Source organism: Marivivens sp. LCG002 (genome assembly GCF_030264275.1).
Lineage (GTDB): Bacteria > Pseudomonadota > Alphaproteobacteria > Rhodobacterales > Rhodobacteraceae > Marivivens.
Genome location: NZ_CP127165.1, coordinates 1,173,959 through 1,188,211, shown reverse-complemented (window position 1 = coordinate 1,188,211; position 14,253 = coordinate 1,173,959). Strand labels below are relative to the sequence as shown.

The window sequence follows — 14,253 nt, the reverse complement described above, 5'->3', positions numbered from 1 at the left end:
TTACCCCTTGATATCGCGCCAGCGGCGTCCGTCGCGGTGCATCAGCATAAGGGCATCGTCGGGTCCGGCAGACCCCGCGTCATAAAGCTTGGGCACATCGTTGCGCTTTTCCCAGCCCTGAATGATCGGATCTGTCCACGCCCATGCCGCTTCAACCTCGTCGCCGCGCATAAAGAGCGTTTGATTGCCGCGGATCACGTCCATGATCAGACGCTCATAGGCATCGGTGACATCCTCTGCATCGGGGCCGAGCGCTTCGGAGAAGGTCATATCCAAAGGCACGTCGATAAGACGCATACCGCCCGGACCGGGTTCCTTGATCGTCACCTGAAGATCGATCCCCTCGTTCGGCTGAAGCCGGATCGCGAGGATATTGCGGTGACGGGCCTCGTCTCCCTCAAAAATTGAATGGCCAAGATCCTTGAACACGACCGCGATCTCGGAGGAACGGGCCTTCATCTTTTTGCCCGTGCGGATGTAGAACGGCACCCCTGCCCAACGCCAGTTGTTGATATGGCACTTCATGGCAATGAAGCTCTCGGTAAAGGAGCGCGGGTTCTCGGCATCCTGACGATAGCTTTGGCCGCCTTCGTGGGCATCATATTGACCGCGCACGATGTGGTGGTTCTCGACGGGCTGGAGTGCACGGATCACCTTGAGCTTTTCGTTGCGCACTTCGTCCGCTTCGAATTTGCTGGGCGGCTCCATCGCGATCAGGCACAAAAGCTGCATCAGGTGGTTCTGCACCATATCCCGCATCGCACCCGATTTGTCGTAATAGGACCCGCGACCGCCGACCCCGACCGTTTCGGCGACGGTGATCTGGATGTGATCGACATAATGGTTGTTCCAGAGCGGCTCGAAGAGCACGTTGCCGAAACGCACGGCCATAAGGTTCTGGACCGTCTCTTTGCCGAGATAATGGTCGATGCGGTAAATCTGGGTTTCGTTGAAATGCTCGGCCAGCGTTGCGTTCAGCGCCCGCGCGGTCGCCAGATCACGGCCAAAGGGCTTTTCGACAACGATCCTGCTGTCGGCATTGGCGATTTCGTACTTGTGAAGACGCTCGGCGATTGCGCCGAACAGCGATGGCGCGACCGAGAAATAGAACGCCCGCACGACATCCAAGCGCATCAGATCGCGCAGTTGCGTCCAGCCGCCCTCGCCCATCGCGTCGATGGGAACATAGTGGAGACGCTCAACAAACCGCTCGATGCAGTCGGTCTCGTTTTTTTCCCGTCCGCCGAATTCGGCAATCGCTTCGCGAACGAGGGTCCGGAACCCTTCGTCGTCCATTTCGCCCCGCGCTGCGCCGATGATCCGAGACCCTTCGGTCATCTGACCTGACAGAAAACGGCGGAAAAGTCCGGGGAGAATCTTGCGGCGTGCAAGATCACCAGTGCCACCAAAGATCACCAAGTCGAAGTTATCGACGGGAATGACGCGCGAAACCATTTGTATTCTCCGCTGTTTCCTCAGCGCGTTAGCGCTAACGACGCCCTCTTACCGAGTGTGTCAAAAAATGTCTAGCGTTACGGGGCATTTTCCGCGCAACTCTCGAACGAGATTACCTTTCTATGCCGAAGCCGCAGCCGCTACCACTCCTTGAACGACTTGAGCGCTCAAATAATAAGATGGTTTCTTGCGATTTGCTTAATCTTCAAGCTCTGAGTCCCAATATAGGTAATCCAGCCAAGAATTATGAAGCTCGCCGCGCCGAAACGGCACCTTGCGGGCGGTCGCATCGAGTTGATGCACCGACGGCTTGAAGGGTTTGCGCAGAAGCTTCATGCGCGCCTGTTCGGGGGTTTTGTTCGCCTTGCGCAGGTTGTCTTTGGAACAGGCGGTCGCGATATTGTCCCATGTGGTCAACCCGCCCTTGGAGCGCGGCTGCACATGGTCAAAGGTCAACTCTTTGGCGGGGAATTGTTCGCCGCAATATTGGCACCTGAATTCATCCCTCAGAAACACGTGATAGCGGGTGAAAGTGACTCTCTTTCGTTTGCGATAGGACTTGAGAGCAACCACAGACGGAACCTGAAACGTCTCGGAGGCGGAGTGGATCTCCACATCCTCGTAGGCGCGGATCTGGATCACCCGCTCTTGATGCACGGCCACAAAGGCATCCTGCCAGCTCCAGACCGACAAGGGCGCATAGCTAAGGGGTTGCATATCCGCATTGAGAACGAGCGTGCGAAGCCCTTCGATCGGGGAGTGGATCATGCGCCGCCCTCCGACAATGCCGATCCCGAAAAACAACAAAAGCGCGAGACGGCCTCGCGCTTTGCATCGGAATTCAAGTCAGTGCGGCCATCGGCCGTGCCCGTCACTTGGGTGACGGTACAAGGGATGAGGCAGGCCCTCTGCCCCGATCTGCGTCTTTGGGTCGTTCCGGTCATGAGTGAGTCCGTCCTCGCTCTGTCTGCTTCCTACCAGCACCAGAGCGGGAGCCCCGCTCCTGCCGATAAGTCGACTATATATCGCATCACAAAGCTGACAAGCCCTAGATATGCGCGCCAGCCTTGGAAGCATGATTAATGGCCGAATGTCACAGAGCTGTGACGAGAACGCAGGCAAAACGCCGATTATTGGCGTTTGCCGATGATCGCGATGTAGGCAAAATCATCGGTGCCGCGCTGCGCATAGCCCGCCCCTGAAACCACGGTGCCGCTTTTCCCGTGCAGACTTCCGTAAATCGGAACCGAGCGGGTCGAAGCGGCATCGCCGGGAACGGAATAGGTTCCGTTCGCCCCCGAATAGGTGCCGTCGGCGGCAAAAACGAGGTTCGTGTTGCTATAGCTAGCACCTGCCGTGTTGGCGGTGATGTTGCCTTGGTTGGTGATCAGGTTGGCGTTGAGCGTAAAGGTGCCCTCTTCGGTCGTCATCGACGACAAAGCGGCGGTGTCATAGCTCATGACGGCGGCACCCGTATACTCGAAGCTGGTCCCGATCGGCAGCGCACTGGCCTTTTCCCCGCCGACCACGATGGCCTGAGAGGTGTTGTCGCCGAATTTGCCGTAAATTCCCGCCACGTCCTTGTAGAAATAGGCAGGCACATCCAGCACCGAACCATCGGCATATTTGACTTTGACCGTGCCCCGTACAAAGCCGTTTGCGTCCGCACTCAGCCCATCCATCGACGCAAGCGACACCGCGGCCAGCCCCGCCGCATCCTCGACATCGCGGACCGCCGCGACAAAGGTGTTGTCGCCCGAGCTTGCCCGAACAAGACCGAACCCGCTTGTTGTGCCAGAATCCAGAATGGTGACTTTGGGAAGACCGCCGGAACAGGCGGCCAATAGGCTACAGGCGCTCAAAAGCGCAAAGACTCGGGTTTTCATCGGTTTGCCTGCTCGTTTGCTTTTTTCAAAGTCTACAACAGGCAACCCCTTGGGTCCAGCCTTGTGACGGCTCAGGCATAGCCCAAGCGATCCCGCATAAAGGCAAGCGCCACCGAAAGCCCGTCCGGGGCGATACCGTGCGCGGTTCTCTTCATCACATGGGCGTAAACTTCCTTCCATCCCGCCTTCTGGAGCGCCTCGGCGGCCTCTGGAAGAGCCTGGATCGGCACCACATCGTCCTGATCCCCATGCACCAGAAGAACAGGAGGACGGCACTGAAGTTCGTCCTCTAGGAGTTCAGGCTCGAGCAGACGCCCCGAAAAGGCGCAAATCCCCGCAACCTCGTCCTCGCGGCGCGGAAGGACGTGGAGCGCCATCATCGTGCCTTGGGAAAATCCAAGGACCATCACTTGTTCGGGCAAAAGGTCCTCGTCCACCATTACCCCGTCGAGAAAGGCATTCAGATCTTCGGCCGCGCGATAGAGCCCCGCACGCGATTCTTCCTCGCTCGATCCGTCGATCCAAGGGATCGGGAACCACTGATAGCCGAAAGGCGCACCTGCACAGCTTTCCGGGGCATCGGGTGCAAGAAAAAGAGTGTCGGGAAGATGTTCGCCCAAAGGATCGGCAAGCCCCAAAAGATCGGCGCCGTTTGCGCCATAGCCATGGAGAAAAATGACTGCCGAGCGAATCTCGCCCGATACGGGGTCGCGGCGTCCGGATTGTAGGGCTCGTGTCATCGCTGGTCTCCTTTGGTGCGGTCGCGCAAGTAGTAGTCCCACAAAAGCCGACCCGCAACCGCCCGCCACGGCGACCATGCCTCGGACATCGCGCGAAACTCTTTTTCCGTCGGTCGGGTTTCGAGCGCGAAAAGCTCCTGCGCCGCGGCCTGCATCGCCAGATCGCCCGCTGCGATCACATCAGGCCGCCCCAACGCGAACATCAGGTAAATCTCGGCGGTCCAACGCCCGATCCCTGTCACTTCGACCAGACGGGCAAGCGCCTCATTGTCGGGCATCTCATCGAGCGCGTTGAAATCTATTCCGCTGTCCGCCAGAGCTTTGGCGTAACGCTGTTTTTGCCGCGTGAGCCCGAGCGCACCGAGCGTTTCAGCACTCGCCGCTCGGATATTGGCGGGATCGTGCATGTCGGCGGCCACCAGCCGCGCCCAAACGGCTTCGGCCGAGGCCACGCTCACCTGTTGTCCGACAATCGCCCAGAGCAGAGTGGCAAAGCCTCTTTCCTGACGCCTGAGCGTGGGCGCGACCAACCGCAGAACCTCGTTGAAGCGCGGCTCGATCGCGACCAGCGCCTCGACCACTTGGGTCAGAGCCGCATCGGTGAGGATCAGCGGCATCGGGCGCGAACCCATACTTCGGCCTCTTCGACGGTTGCGACCACGGGTCCGACCTCCATCTCGGGCCGCTCGATAACGATGATCGAAAGGCCCAACTCCTCGGCCGCGCGGAGCTTTGCATCGCTGCCACCCGAGTTTTTGGTGACGAGATAGCCAACCCCCAGCATGGACAAAAGCGCCTTTTCCGCCTCCACGGATTTTGAAGGAAGGCCGAAGACAAAGCGGCCCCTCTCGAAAGGAAACTCCGCGCCCGTATCCTCGACGACCCTGACAAAGACTTCGGCTTTGCCCAAGGCGTCGAACTCTTGCAGGGTTTGTCGCCCCGTGGCCAAGAACACCCGTGCGCCTTGCGGCACGGCGGCGGCGGCGGATGCGGCGTCGCGCACGCTGTGCCATGTCGGCTTGACCGTCCATGCAGGGCGCTCAAGCCGCAAATAGGGAATACGCGCCTGCGTGCAGAGCCGATACGTCCGCTCGGTGATCCGCGCTGCAAAGGGATGGGTCGCATCAACAACGACCCCTACCCCATTGTTTTTGCAAAACTCCAGGAAACCGTCACCCCCACCGAAACCACCGATGCGCGTCGGCACGCCAAGCGTCATAGGCGCTTCGGTGACACCTGCGAGAGAAGCCGTGAGCTCGAGATCCGCGATGCGTCGACAAAGCATGCGGGCCTCGGTCGTCCCCGCAAGAACAAGGATCATCGACCCGCACGGGCAAGGATGGTGCCCGCTCTATCGATCACAACCACATCCACCTCGGGCCCTGCGTCCTGCAGGAGCGCGAGCGCACTCAGCCGCGCCTGCTCTGCCACCCAATCCGCCAAGGGCGCACCGATGATCTCATAGGCTTCAAGGACCGTATTCGCACCCGCGATCTCGGGCCGCCCAAGTGCCTCGGCCAGCTTGGCAAAATCGACCTGAGAGCGCGAGGAATGGAGGTCCACCGCCCCTTGGGCAAGTTTGGCAAGCTTGGCGATCCCGCCGCCGATGGTGATCCGCGCGACAGGGTTCTTGCGTAGATATTTGAGCATACCGCCCGCGAAATCTCCCATATCGAGCATGGCATGATCGCTCAGGCCGTGGAGCGCCTGAACGACTTTTTCCGACGTCGCCCCCGTGCACCCCGCCACATGGGTCAGACCGCTTGCACGTGCCACATCGACACCGCGATGAATGGACGCGATCCAGGCCGCGCAGGAAAACGGACGCACAATCCCCGTCGTGCCGAGGATGGAAAGACCGCCGACAATTCCGAGCCTCGGGTTCCATGTCTTTTGCGCGAGCGCAGCTCCGTTGCGAACGCTGATCGTGATTTTGATGTCGGGCACCTGCCCGAATTCCGATGCCAATTCGGCAACGACTTCGTCCATCATGGCGCGCGGCACGGGATTTATCGCAGGCTCGCCAACAGCGATGGGCAATCCCGGCTTGGTCACGGTGCCGACACCTTCGCCCGCCGCAAAGACGACGCCGCCCTCCGAACGCTCGACCCGCGCAAGGACCAAGGCCCCATGCGTGACATCGGGGTCATCGCCCGCATCCTTGATGATTCCCGCTTCGGCCCAATTCTCGCCGACGGCTTGCGTTTCGATTGCAAAGCTCGGTGTTTCCCCACGCGGCAGGGTGATCGAAACCGACGCAACCTCTTGACCGCCCCACAAACGCAAAAGCGCCGCCTTGGTGGCGGCGGTGGCGCAGGCGCCGGTGGTCCAGCCCCGACGCAATTCCTTTGCGGGTGTCTCGGTCATGAAAGGCACTATAGGTCAGCAACTTCGCGCCGCCAATCGCCATCTTGCCGCTCTGAAAAGAGGCGGCAAATCGCCCTAGTAGGTCGCAACTTGCCTTTCCGACAGCGCCGAGAGACTGCATAAGGAACCTATGACTGACTCGCTCTCTCTTCCCGGCCACGATTGGCCCGAACTCAAGCCCGGATGGGTCTGGCTCTGCGGTGCAGGTCCGGGAGACCCCGGCCTTTTGACGCTCCATGCCGTCAATGCCCTGCGTCAGGCCGATGTGGTGGTCTATGACGCATTGGTGCAGGAGAGCATCCTTGAGTGGGCGCCCAAGGCCGAGCATATCTATGCGGGCAAGCGGGGCGGTAAACCCTCGGCGAAACAACGCGACATCTCGCTCCACCTTGTCGAGCTTGCACGAGAAGGCAAACGAGTGCTTCGGCTCAAGGGCGGCGATCCTTTCGTGTTCGGTCGCGGCGGAGAAGAGGCCCAGACCCTGATCCAGCACGATATTCCCGTCCGTATCATTCCCGGCATTTCCGCAGGGATCGGCGGCTTGGCCTATGCGGGTATTCCCGTCACGCACCGCGACGTGAACCAGTCGGTGACCTTTGTCACAGGCCATGACCAGTCGGGCAACACGCCGCAATCCCTCGATTGGAATGCGATCAGCCGCGGCTCGCAGGTGCTTGTGATCTACATGGGGATGAAACATCTCGACCAGATCATGACCTCGCTTCTCGAAGCGGGCCGTCCATCGAGCGAACCCGTTGCCATTGTCACCAACGCCACAACGGACGCGCAACAGGTGCTTGAAACCACCCTTGGAAGCGCCGTTGCGGATGTCGCTGCCTCGGGTCTCGAGCCGCCTGCAATCATCTGTGTCGGGCGCTCGGTTCTCATGCGGCAGGTTTTGGATTGGCAATCCCTTGCCAAGGGAGAGGTGCCGCGCAATCTCGACCCCTTGGGCCGTGGCCGACCCGCCGAAAGCGCATGACCACGGGCGTGATCGTTGCGGCCCCGTCCTCGGGTTCGGGCAAAACGACCCTGACGCTCGGGCTGCTTCGCGCCCTTCGGAACAAGGGCATCGCCATTCGCGGTGCCAAATCGGGTCCCGACTATATCGACCCGCAGTTTCATTCTGCCGCCTGCGGCAGTCCCTGTCTCAACCTCGACGCATGGGCGATGACGCCCGAACGCATCCTGTCCTTGGCCCAAGGGCCGCTTGTGATCGAAGGGGCGATGGGTCTTTTCGACGGCGCTCCGCCCGACGGCAAAGGCGCAACGGCGGACCTTGCGCGGTTCTTGCGATTGCCTGTGATCCTTGTCATCGACGCGGCACATATGGCCCATTCGGTCGCGGCGGTTCTGCGCGGTTTTGCAAGCCATGACCCCGAGGTCCGCGTCGGCGGCGTCATCCTGAACAAGGTCGGCTCGCCGCGACACGAAGCGATGCTGCGCAGCGCAATCGCGCCGCTCGGGATCCCAGTGCTGGGCGCGATTCTGCGGACGCCCACCATCACCCAGCCTTCGCGGCATCTGGGGTTGGTCCAAGCTCTCGAACACCCCGATCTCGAAGCCTTTATCGAAGCAGCTGCGCGTCTTGTGGCGCAGAACGTCGATCTTGACGCGGTTGTCTCGCTTATGGCGCCCCTGCCCAAAGGTCCAACACCCAAACCGCGTGCCCCCGCCCAGCGGATTGCAGTCGCCAGAGACGAGGCCTTTGCCTTTGCCTATCCGCACCAGCTCGGAGATTGGCGCGCGGCGGGTGCCGAGATCACCTTTTTCAGCCCCTTGGCCGATGAAACCGTGCCAAAGGCCGATTTTGTCTTTCTCCCCGGCGGCTATCCCGAGCTGCATGCAGGCCGTCTGGCCGCCAGCCATCGCTTTCTGGATTCGCTAAGGACTGCCGCGCAAGACACTGTTATCTATGGCGAATGCGGGGGGTATATGACCTTGGGCGAAGGGCTGATCGACAAAGACGGCGTGCGCCATCGAATGGCGGGGCTTCTGCCTCTTGAAACCTCGTTCGAGACGCGCAAGTTGCATCTGGGGTATCGGAGTTTGACCTCGGATCACGGGCCCTATCAAGGCTACGCAAAGGCCCATGAATTCCACTATGCAACAACGTTGCGTGCCGAGGGCGATCCCCTTTTTGCCGCCAAAGATGCCGAAGGAAACGACCTCGGCGCGATGGGATTGCGAATGGGTAATGTCTTCGGGTCCTTTGCCCATATCATAGATTTTTGATTATTCGGCTGGACAACCCCGAACCGCCTCAATACCGATTTGGGCATGATGGACTCAGCCTATACCGATGACCGCCGCGCCAAGCGCAACGTAGCCGTTCTTGTCGGAGCGCAAGCGATCATCGGTGCGCAAATGCCGATGATCTTTGCGATCGGCGGCCTTGCGGGGAGTATGCTGGCCCCGAACCCCTGTCTTGCGACGCTGCCGATCTCGGTGATCGTTTTCTCGTCGATGACCACCGCGCCATGGCTTTCGCCCTTGATGCAGCAGAACGGGCGGCGCTTCGGTTTCATGCTCGGTGCCTTTTCGGGCATGGTCGGCGCAATGATCAGCGCCTTGGGGCTCTATATGGGGAACTTCTACCTGTTCCTCGTCGGCGCCTATTTCACAGGCATCTATATGTCCGCCCAAGGCTTCTATCGGTTTGCCGCGACAGATACGGCGTCGGATGCGTTCAAACCCAAAGCCATTTCTTATGTGATGGCTGGGGGGCTGGCTGCGGCCATTGTCGGACCGCAAATGAACAAGGTGATGATGAACGCGCTCGTCGTTCCCTTCCTCGGAAGCTATCTGTCGGTGATCGTGCTCAACCTGATCGGCATGGTGCTCTTTATGGCGCTGGATCTGCCCAAAGGCAGCAAGAACGCCCCGACAAGCGCCACTGAAATGGTCGCCCGCACCCGCAAGGAAATGCTGCGCGACCCCAATATCATCGTCGCGATCATTGTCGGCATGGTGTCCTATGCGCTGATGAACCTTGTCATGACCTCGACTCCGCTTGCGGTGGTGGGCTGCGGGTTCGGCGCAAGCGACGCGAACGATATCGTCTCGGCCCATGTTCTTGCGATGTATATCCCGTCGTTCTTCACCGGTCATCTTATCGCCCGTTTCGGGGTCAAGTCGATCATGACCCTCGGGCTTTTCATCCTCGCCTGCGCAGGCGCGGCAGCGCTTGCGGGTGTCGAACTCTCCGAGGCGGGACAGCCCAGCCTAGTGAGCTTTTACGCAGGCCTGATCCTGTTGGGTATCGGCTGGAACTTCGGCTTTATCGGGGCGACCTCGATGCTTGCCATGGCACATAAGCCGCACGAACGGGGCGTGGTTCAGGGCATGAACGATATGATCGTCTTCGGCTGCGTCACGATCGCCTCGCTCGCGTCTGGCGGTCTGATGAACTGCTCGGGCGGCTCACCGATCGAAGGCTGGACGGCCGTGAACCTTGCGATGCTACCCTTCCTTGCCTTGGCTGGCGGCGCGCTGATCTGGCTCACGATGCGGCCACAGACGAATGACTAAGCGGTATACGACCAATTATACCGATACCCTGATCCGCGTGGCCGAGGACTGCAAGGTGGCCCAAGGCACGGTGCCGGCAAAAGCGGGCACCATAGCTGCGCTCCAATACGAAATGCTCCGCGACGCGCCCTATGCTTTTACGAGCGACGCGCTTTTGATTGCGGTCGAGGCGCGGCGCAAGGACATCCCGAACGAAGACCTTGATGCCCTCGTCGATGCCTTTCACAGCCGCGGCCAAGCCTGTCTTCGCGCCTCGCCTTTGGCCAAGACCTATGGTTGGGGTTTCCACCATGACGCCGAGGGCAAGGTCGCCTTGGTCGATATGGCATCGCCGCGCTACGCCGCCCTCATCGAGGACGAGCAGACCGCCAAAACACAGGCCATGCGGTCGCGCCGCTAGATCACCACGTCCCGCGCAGCGTGCGCCAGACAAGACCCGCCCGACGCTGGAACTCGGATGTGCCGAGCGCGCCTTCGGCGACACGCAGCGGCTCGCGTGCTGCTTGGCCTAGGATCGCCTTCGCCCGCCACGCCGCCCGCAGCGCGGGAGCAGCAGTGCCGAGCGATCCTTTGACCCCAGACAGATCGGCAAGCGCCGCTTTCGCCAGAGCCGCCACCGCCTCGGGTCTTCCGTCGGGGAGCGGCGCCCAGCCCCGCGCTTCAAGGTCGGGAACAGCCATGAACCAAGAGGCCAAGGCCGATGCGCGTCCGACTTTGCGGATATCGGCTTCACGGTCTTTCGGCGCACCGAGGGCAAAGGCCGAAGCCCACATCAACCCGCCCCCCGTTTTTTCCAGATAGTCAAAGAGCTGTGCGTCGTCGTCGAACGTTTCTTTGTAAATGTCCCAGCGCCGCGCCTCGACCATCTGATCCAGAACCACGGGATCAAGCCCTGTCTCGACAACCACTTCGGCCAAGGGCGTCGAGACCTCGTGTGCGCGCACCGGACCACCTTTGGCGATCTCTTCGATCACATCGCGCCACCATTGAAGCCGCATTTCGGCGATCATCGGCTCTTTGGTCATCCAAGGTGCGCGGGCCACTTCGAGGTTGAACGCATAGAGCACAAAAAGACGTCCGCGCACTTCTGCGGGCGCGGCCATCGCCGCCAGAAACCGATCCGGATCGCCGCGCTCGACAAGAGCGGCACAGGCATTGATGCTCATTTTGTGTTCCTAGGCCGTCGCCGCGCCATCGCGCCAGAGTTTCCAGTTGATCGCATCGAGAAGCGCCTCGAATGAGGCATCGATCAGGTTCTGTTTGACGCCGACGGTGGACCAACGACGCCCCTTGGAATCCTCGAAGTCGATGATCACGCGGGTGATCGCCTCGATCCCGCCGCTGGTGATCCGCACCTTGAAGTCGACAAGCTCCATATCCTCGATCAAGGCCTGATAGGGTCCAAGGTCCTTGGCCAATGCGTTCGAGAGCGCATTGACGGGTCCCGCATCCTGTTCCTTGTCGGCATGTTCGTTTTCGTAAAAGCTCGTTACCTTTTGCGTGCCGATCCAGACCGAAACGACGGCTTCAGAGACCGTGATCACCTCACCTTTGGCATTGCGGCGGCGCTCGGAAATCACGCGATACCGATCCACATCGAAGAAGGGGCGCGGCTGATAGAGCATTTCGCGCGCGAGAAGCTCGAACGAGGCTTGCGCGGTGTCATAGGAATAGCCCTGCGCCTCGCGTTCCTTGATCACATCGAGAAGACGCGCCAATGCAGGATCTTTGGGGTCGACCTCGATCCCCGCCTCGGCCAAGCGGCTGCGCAGGTTCGATTGACCCGCCTGATTGGACATCGGGATGATACGGCTGTTGCCCACAAGCGAAGGCTCGACGTGCTCGTAGGTCGTCGGATCCTTGAGGATCGCGCTCGCGTGGAGCCCCGCTTTGTGCGCAAAGGCAGAAGCCCCGACATAGGGCGCCTGTTTTGCAGGGACGCGGTTCAGGATATCATCGAGCATACGGCTGGTTTTGCGCAGACCGACAAGCGCCTCGGCAGTGACGCCCGTGTCATAGGCCGATTTGTAAGGCTCTTTGAGAAGCAGGGTCGGAATGATGGTGGTGAGATTGGCATTGCCGCACCGCTCGCCAAGACCGTTGAGCGTGCCTTGGATCTGGCGCGCGCCCGCATCCACAGCGGCAAGGCTGTTGGCAACCGCGTGGCCCGTGTCGTCATGGGTGTGGATACCGATATGGCTCCCGGGAATGCCCGCTTCGATCACTTTGCCGACGATCTCTTTGACCTCCGACGGGAGCGTGCCTCCGTTGGTGTCACACAAGACAACCCAGCGGGCGCCCGCATCATAGGCCGCACGGGCCGCTTTGAGCGCATAGTCGGGATTGGCTTTATAGCCGTCAAAGAAATGCTCGGCGTCGAACAAGGCCTCGCGCCCTTCGGCCACCATATGCGCGACCGAGGCGCTGATGTTCTCGAGGTTCTCGTCCAATGTGATCCCGAGCGCGGTGGTCACGTGGAAATCGTGGGTCTTACCCACCAGACAGACCGCAGGGGTGCCCGCGTTCATCACAGCCGCCAGAACATCGTCATTCGCAGCAGAGCGCCCTGCCCGTTTGGTCATGCCGAATGCGGTAAGGGTCGCGCGGGTCTTGGGCGGCGCGTTGAAAAAATCGCTGTCGGTCGGGTTCGCACCGGGCCAGCCGCCTTCGATGTAATCGACGCCAAGACGATCAAGCGCCTCGGCAATACGGTTCTTTTCGGCGGTCGAGAACTGCACCCCTTGGGTCTGTTGCCCGTCACGAAGGGTCGTATCAAAGAGATAAAGCTTTTCCTTGGTCATTTGAGACCCTCCAGTTTCGCGGCATCAAAGCCCGCGCTCGGTGCAAGCTCGACGCCTGCTTTGGACATACGCACTTCGACCCCTGCATCGAGAAGCGCGGTTTTGAGCGCATCAACGGCCGAGAAGTCCTTGGTTTCCATGGCAGCTACGCGCAGAGCGGCGAGCTTGTCGGCCAAGGGGGTCAGATCGATGCCCACCTCCACCCAATCTCCCATTTCAGGAAGCAACAGGCCAAGCATCTGTGCCGAGGCGAGCATGACTCCCTTTTCAAAGAAACAATCCTTTTGCGGGTTGGCCGCGATCTCTTTGGCCATCGCGTGTAGACGTGTTATCGCACCAGCGGTGTTGAGGTCGTCGGCAATCGCGTCAACCACATCCTGGTCGGCACCGCTGGCCACGGCGCCCTCCAAAAGCTTGCGCCAGTTGCGCAGGGTTTGCTCTGCTTCTTGGCGCTTTTTCTCGGTCCAATCCATCGGCTTGGAATAATGCGTCGAAAGCATGACGAAGCGGATCACTTCGCCAGCGACGCCCTGATCCAGAAGATCGCGGACGGTAAAGAAGTTGCCCAAGGACTTGGACATCTTCTTGCCCTCGATCTGTAGCATCTCGTTGTGGAGCCAGAACCGCGCGAACTCGCCGTGCGGATGGGCGCATTTGGACTGGGCAATCTCGTTTTCATGGTGCGGGAACTGGAGATCGTTGCCGCCGCCGTGGATGTCGAAGGACGCCCCGAGAAGCTCGTAGGACATGGCCGAGCATTCGATGTGCCATCCTGGACGTCCACGTCCCCACGGGCTGTCCCAGCCGGGGGTATCGGCATCGGAAGGCTTCCAGAGGACGAAATCCATCGGGTCTTCTTTGAAGGGCGCGACCTCGACACGTGCGCCTGCGATCATATCATCGACCGAACGCCCCGAAAGCGCGCCATAGTCCTTGTAGGACCGCACCCGAAAGAGCGCGTGCCCTTCCTTTTCATAAGCATGACCATCGACGATCAGCTTTTCGATCATGGCGATCATCGCCCCGATCCATTCGGTCGCGCGCGGCTCTTGGTTCGGACGCAGCGCCCCGAGCGCATCCATATCCGCGTGATACCAACCGATGGTTTCCTCGGTCCGTTCGACGATCAGCTCTTCGAGCGTGCCCGAGGCCCCTGCCTCTTTGCGGGCAAGTGCGGTCGCGTTGATCTTGTCGTCCACATCGGTGAAGTTGCGCACATAGGTCACCGCATCCGCGCCGTAGACATGGCGAAGCAAACGATAAAGCACATCGAACACCAGCACGGGCCGCGCATTCCCAAGGTGCGCCCGGTCATAAACCGTCGGGCCACAGACATACATGCGCACGTTTTGCGGGTCCAATGGCTCAAAGACCTCTTTGCGGCGGGTCTTGGTGTTGTGAAGCTGGATCGTCGTCATAGGTCTCTCGCACACGGGGTTTCGCCGCGGGCTTAGCAACTTATGCGTCTGAGTG

General features: G+C 60.4%; 14 protein-coding genes. 4 read left to right on the top strand and 10 right to left on the bottom strand.

What is annotated here, in order from left to right:
• From zwf to QQG91_RS05965, 7 genes are all read right to left on the bottom strand, one after another.
• The gene (gene zwf, locus QQG91_RS05995; RefSeq protein WP_285772061.1) at window positions 1-1,455 is read right to left on the bottom strand and encodes a glucose-6-phosphate dehydrogenase; all 1,455 of its coding nucleotides are present in this window, start codon (window positions 1,453-1,455) and stop codon (window positions 1-3) included.
• 198 nt (window positions 1,456-1,653) lie between these two features.
• The gene (locus tag QQG91_RS05990; RefSeq protein WP_285772060.1) at window positions 1,654-2,223 is read right to left on the bottom strand and encodes an HNH endonuclease; all 570 of its coding nucleotides are present in this window, start codon (window positions 2,221-2,223) and stop codon (window positions 1,654-1,656) included.
• A gap of 362 nt (window positions 2,224-2,585) precedes the next feature.
• A complete protein-coding gene (locus tag QQG91_RS05985; protein ID WP_285772059.1) occupies window positions 2,586-3,341 on the bottom strand; it encodes a hypothetical protein in 756 nt (251 codons plus the stop codon).
• A gap of 71 nt (window positions 3,342-3,412) precedes the next feature.
• On the bottom strand, window positions 3,413-4,081 hold the full coding sequence (locus QQG91_RS05980) for an alpha/beta hydrolase (RefSeq protein ID WP_285772058.1): 669 nt from the start codon (window positions 4,079-4,081) through the stop codon (window positions 3,413-3,415).
• Window positions 4,078-4,713 (bottom strand): DNA-3-methyladenine glycosylase family protein, encoded by a 636-nt coding sequence (locus tag QQG91_RS05975; RefSeq protein ID WP_285772057.1) that lies wholly within the window; start codon window positions 4,711-4,713, stop codon window positions 4,078-4,080. Before QQG91_RS05975 ends, QQG91_RS05980 begins: the two co-directional genes overlap by 4 nt.
• Window positions 4,689-5,402: a precorrin-6A reductase gene (gene cobK, locus QQG91_RS05970; RefSeq protein ID WP_285772056.1), complete on the bottom strand. Its 714-nt coding sequence runs from the start codon at window positions 5,400-5,402 to the stop codon at window positions 4,689-4,691. Before cobK ends, QQG91_RS05975 begins: the two co-directional genes overlap by 25 nt.
• The gene (locus tag QQG91_RS05965) at window positions 5,399-6,448 is read right to left on the bottom strand and encodes a cobalt-precorrin-5B (C(1))-methyltransferase (RefSeq protein WP_285772055.1); all 1,050 of its coding nucleotides are present in this window, start codon (window positions 6,446-6,448) and stop codon (window positions 5,399-5,401) included. The genes cobK and QQG91_RS05965 overlap by 4 nt, the downstream gene beginning before the upstream one ends.
• A 130-nt stretch (window positions 6,449-6,578) precedes the next feature.
• On the opposite strand from QQG91_RS05965, the gene cobA reads away from it, so the two are divergent.
• The 4 genes from cobA to QQG91_RS05945 are packed head-to-tail and all read left to right on the top strand — an operon-like array spanning window position 6,579 to window position 10,379.
• Entirely contained in the window at window positions 6,579-7,430 is an 852-nt protein-coding gene (cobA, locus tag QQG91_RS05960) for a uroporphyrinogen-III C-methyltransferase (protein ID WP_285772054.1), read from the top strand.
• Window positions 7,427-8,683 (top strand): cobyrinic acid a,c-diamide synthase CobB, encoded by a 1,257-nt coding sequence (locus tag QQG91_RS05955; RefSeq protein WP_285772053.1) that lies wholly within the window; start codon window positions 7,427-7,429, stop codon window positions 8,681-8,683. The genes cobA and QQG91_RS05955 overlap by 4 nt, the downstream gene beginning before the upstream one ends.
• A 45-nt stretch (window positions 8,684-8,728) precedes the next feature.
• A complete protein-coding gene (locus tag QQG91_RS05950) occupies window positions 8,729-9,979 on the top strand; it encodes an MFS transporter (RefSeq protein ID WP_285772052.1) in 1,251 nt (416 codons plus the stop codon).
• The gene (locus QQG91_RS05945) at window positions 9,972-10,379 is read left to right on the top strand and encodes a DUF6157 family protein (RefSeq protein WP_285772051.1); all 408 of its coding nucleotides are present in this window, start codon (window positions 9,972-9,974) and stop codon (window positions 10,377-10,379) included. Before QQG91_RS05950 ends, QQG91_RS05945 begins: the two co-directional genes overlap by 8 nt.
• Before the next feature lies 1 nt (window position 10,380).
• On the opposite strand, the gene QQG91_RS05940 is transcribed toward QQG91_RS05945, so the two are convergent.
• The 3 genes from QQG91_RS05940 to cysS are packed head-to-tail and all read right to left on the bottom strand — an operon-like array spanning window position 10,381 to window position 14,198.
• Window positions 10,381-11,145 (bottom strand): phytoene/squalene synthase family protein, encoded by a 765-nt coding sequence (locus QQG91_RS05940; protein ID WP_285772050.1) that lies wholly within the window; start codon window positions 11,143-11,145, stop codon window positions 10,381-10,383.
• Window positions 11,146-11,154: 9 nt separating this feature from the next.
• Window positions 11,155-12,780: a citramalate synthase gene (gene cimA, locus QQG91_RS05935; RefSeq protein ID WP_285772049.1), complete on the bottom strand. Its 1,626-nt coding sequence runs from the start codon at window positions 12,778-12,780 to the stop codon at window positions 11,155-11,157.
• On the bottom strand, window positions 12,777-14,198 hold the full coding sequence (cysS, locus tag QQG91_RS05930; RefSeq protein ID WP_285772048.1) for a cysteine--tRNA ligase: 1,422 nt from the start codon (window positions 14,196-14,198) through the stop codon (window positions 12,777-12,779). Before cysS ends, cimA begins: the two co-directional genes overlap by 4 nt.
• Window positions 14,199-14,253: the final 55 nt, after the last annotated feature.

Coding starts and splice junctions, on each gene's coding strand:
- zwf (WP_285772061.1), bottom strand. CDS start 1,455: ATGGTTTCGCGCGTCATTCCCGTCGATAACTTCGACTTGGTGATCTTT.
- QQG91_RS05980 (WP_285772058.1), bottom strand. CDS start 4,081: ATGACACGAGCCCTACAATCCGGACGCCGCGACCCCGTATCGGGCGAG.
- QQG91_RS05965 (WP_285772055.1), bottom strand. CDS start 6,448: ATGACCGAGACACCCGCAAAGGAATTGCGTCGGGGCTGGACCACCGGC.
- QQG91_RS05950 (WP_285772052.1), top strand. CDS start 8,729: ATGATGGACTCAGCCTATACCGATGACCGCCGCGCCAAGCGCAACGTA.
- QQG91_RS05945 (WP_285772051.1), top strand. CDS start 9,972: ATGACTAAGCGGTATACGACCAATTATACCGATACCCTGATCCGCGTG.
- cimA (WP_285772049.1), bottom strand. CDS start 12,780: ATGACCAAGGAAAAGCTTTATCTCTTTGATACGACCCTTCGTGACGGG.
- QQG91_RS05955 (WP_285772053.1), top strand. CDS start 7,427: ATGACCACGGGCGTGATCGTTGCGGCCCCGTCCTCGGGTTCGGGCAAA.
- QQG91_RS05985 (WP_285772059.1), bottom strand. CDS start 3,341: ATGAAAACCCGAGTCTTTGCGCTTTTGAGCGCCTGTAGCCTATTGGCC.
- QQG91_RS05975 (WP_285772057.1), bottom strand. CDS start 4,713: ATGGGTTCGCGCCCGATGCCGCTGATCCTCACCGATGCGGCTCTGACC.
- cobA (WP_285772054.1), top strand. CDS start 6,579: ATGACTGACTCGCTCTCTCTTCCCGGCCACGATTGGCCCGAACTCAAG.
- cysS (WP_285772048.1), bottom strand. CDS start 14,198: ATGACGACGATCCAGCTTCACAACACCAAGACCCGCCGCAAAGAGGTC.
- QQG91_RS05990 (WP_285772060.1), bottom strand. CDS start 2,223: ATGATCCACTCCCCGATCGAAGGGCTTCGCACGCTCGTTCTCAATGCG.
- QQG91_RS05940 (WP_285772050.1), bottom strand. CDS start 11,145: ATGAGCATCAATGCCTGTGCCGCTCTTGTCGAGCGCGGCGATCCGGAT.
- cobK (WP_285772056.1), bottom strand. CDS start 5,402: ATGATCCTTGTTCTTGCGGGGACGACCGAGGCCCGCATGCTTTGTCGA.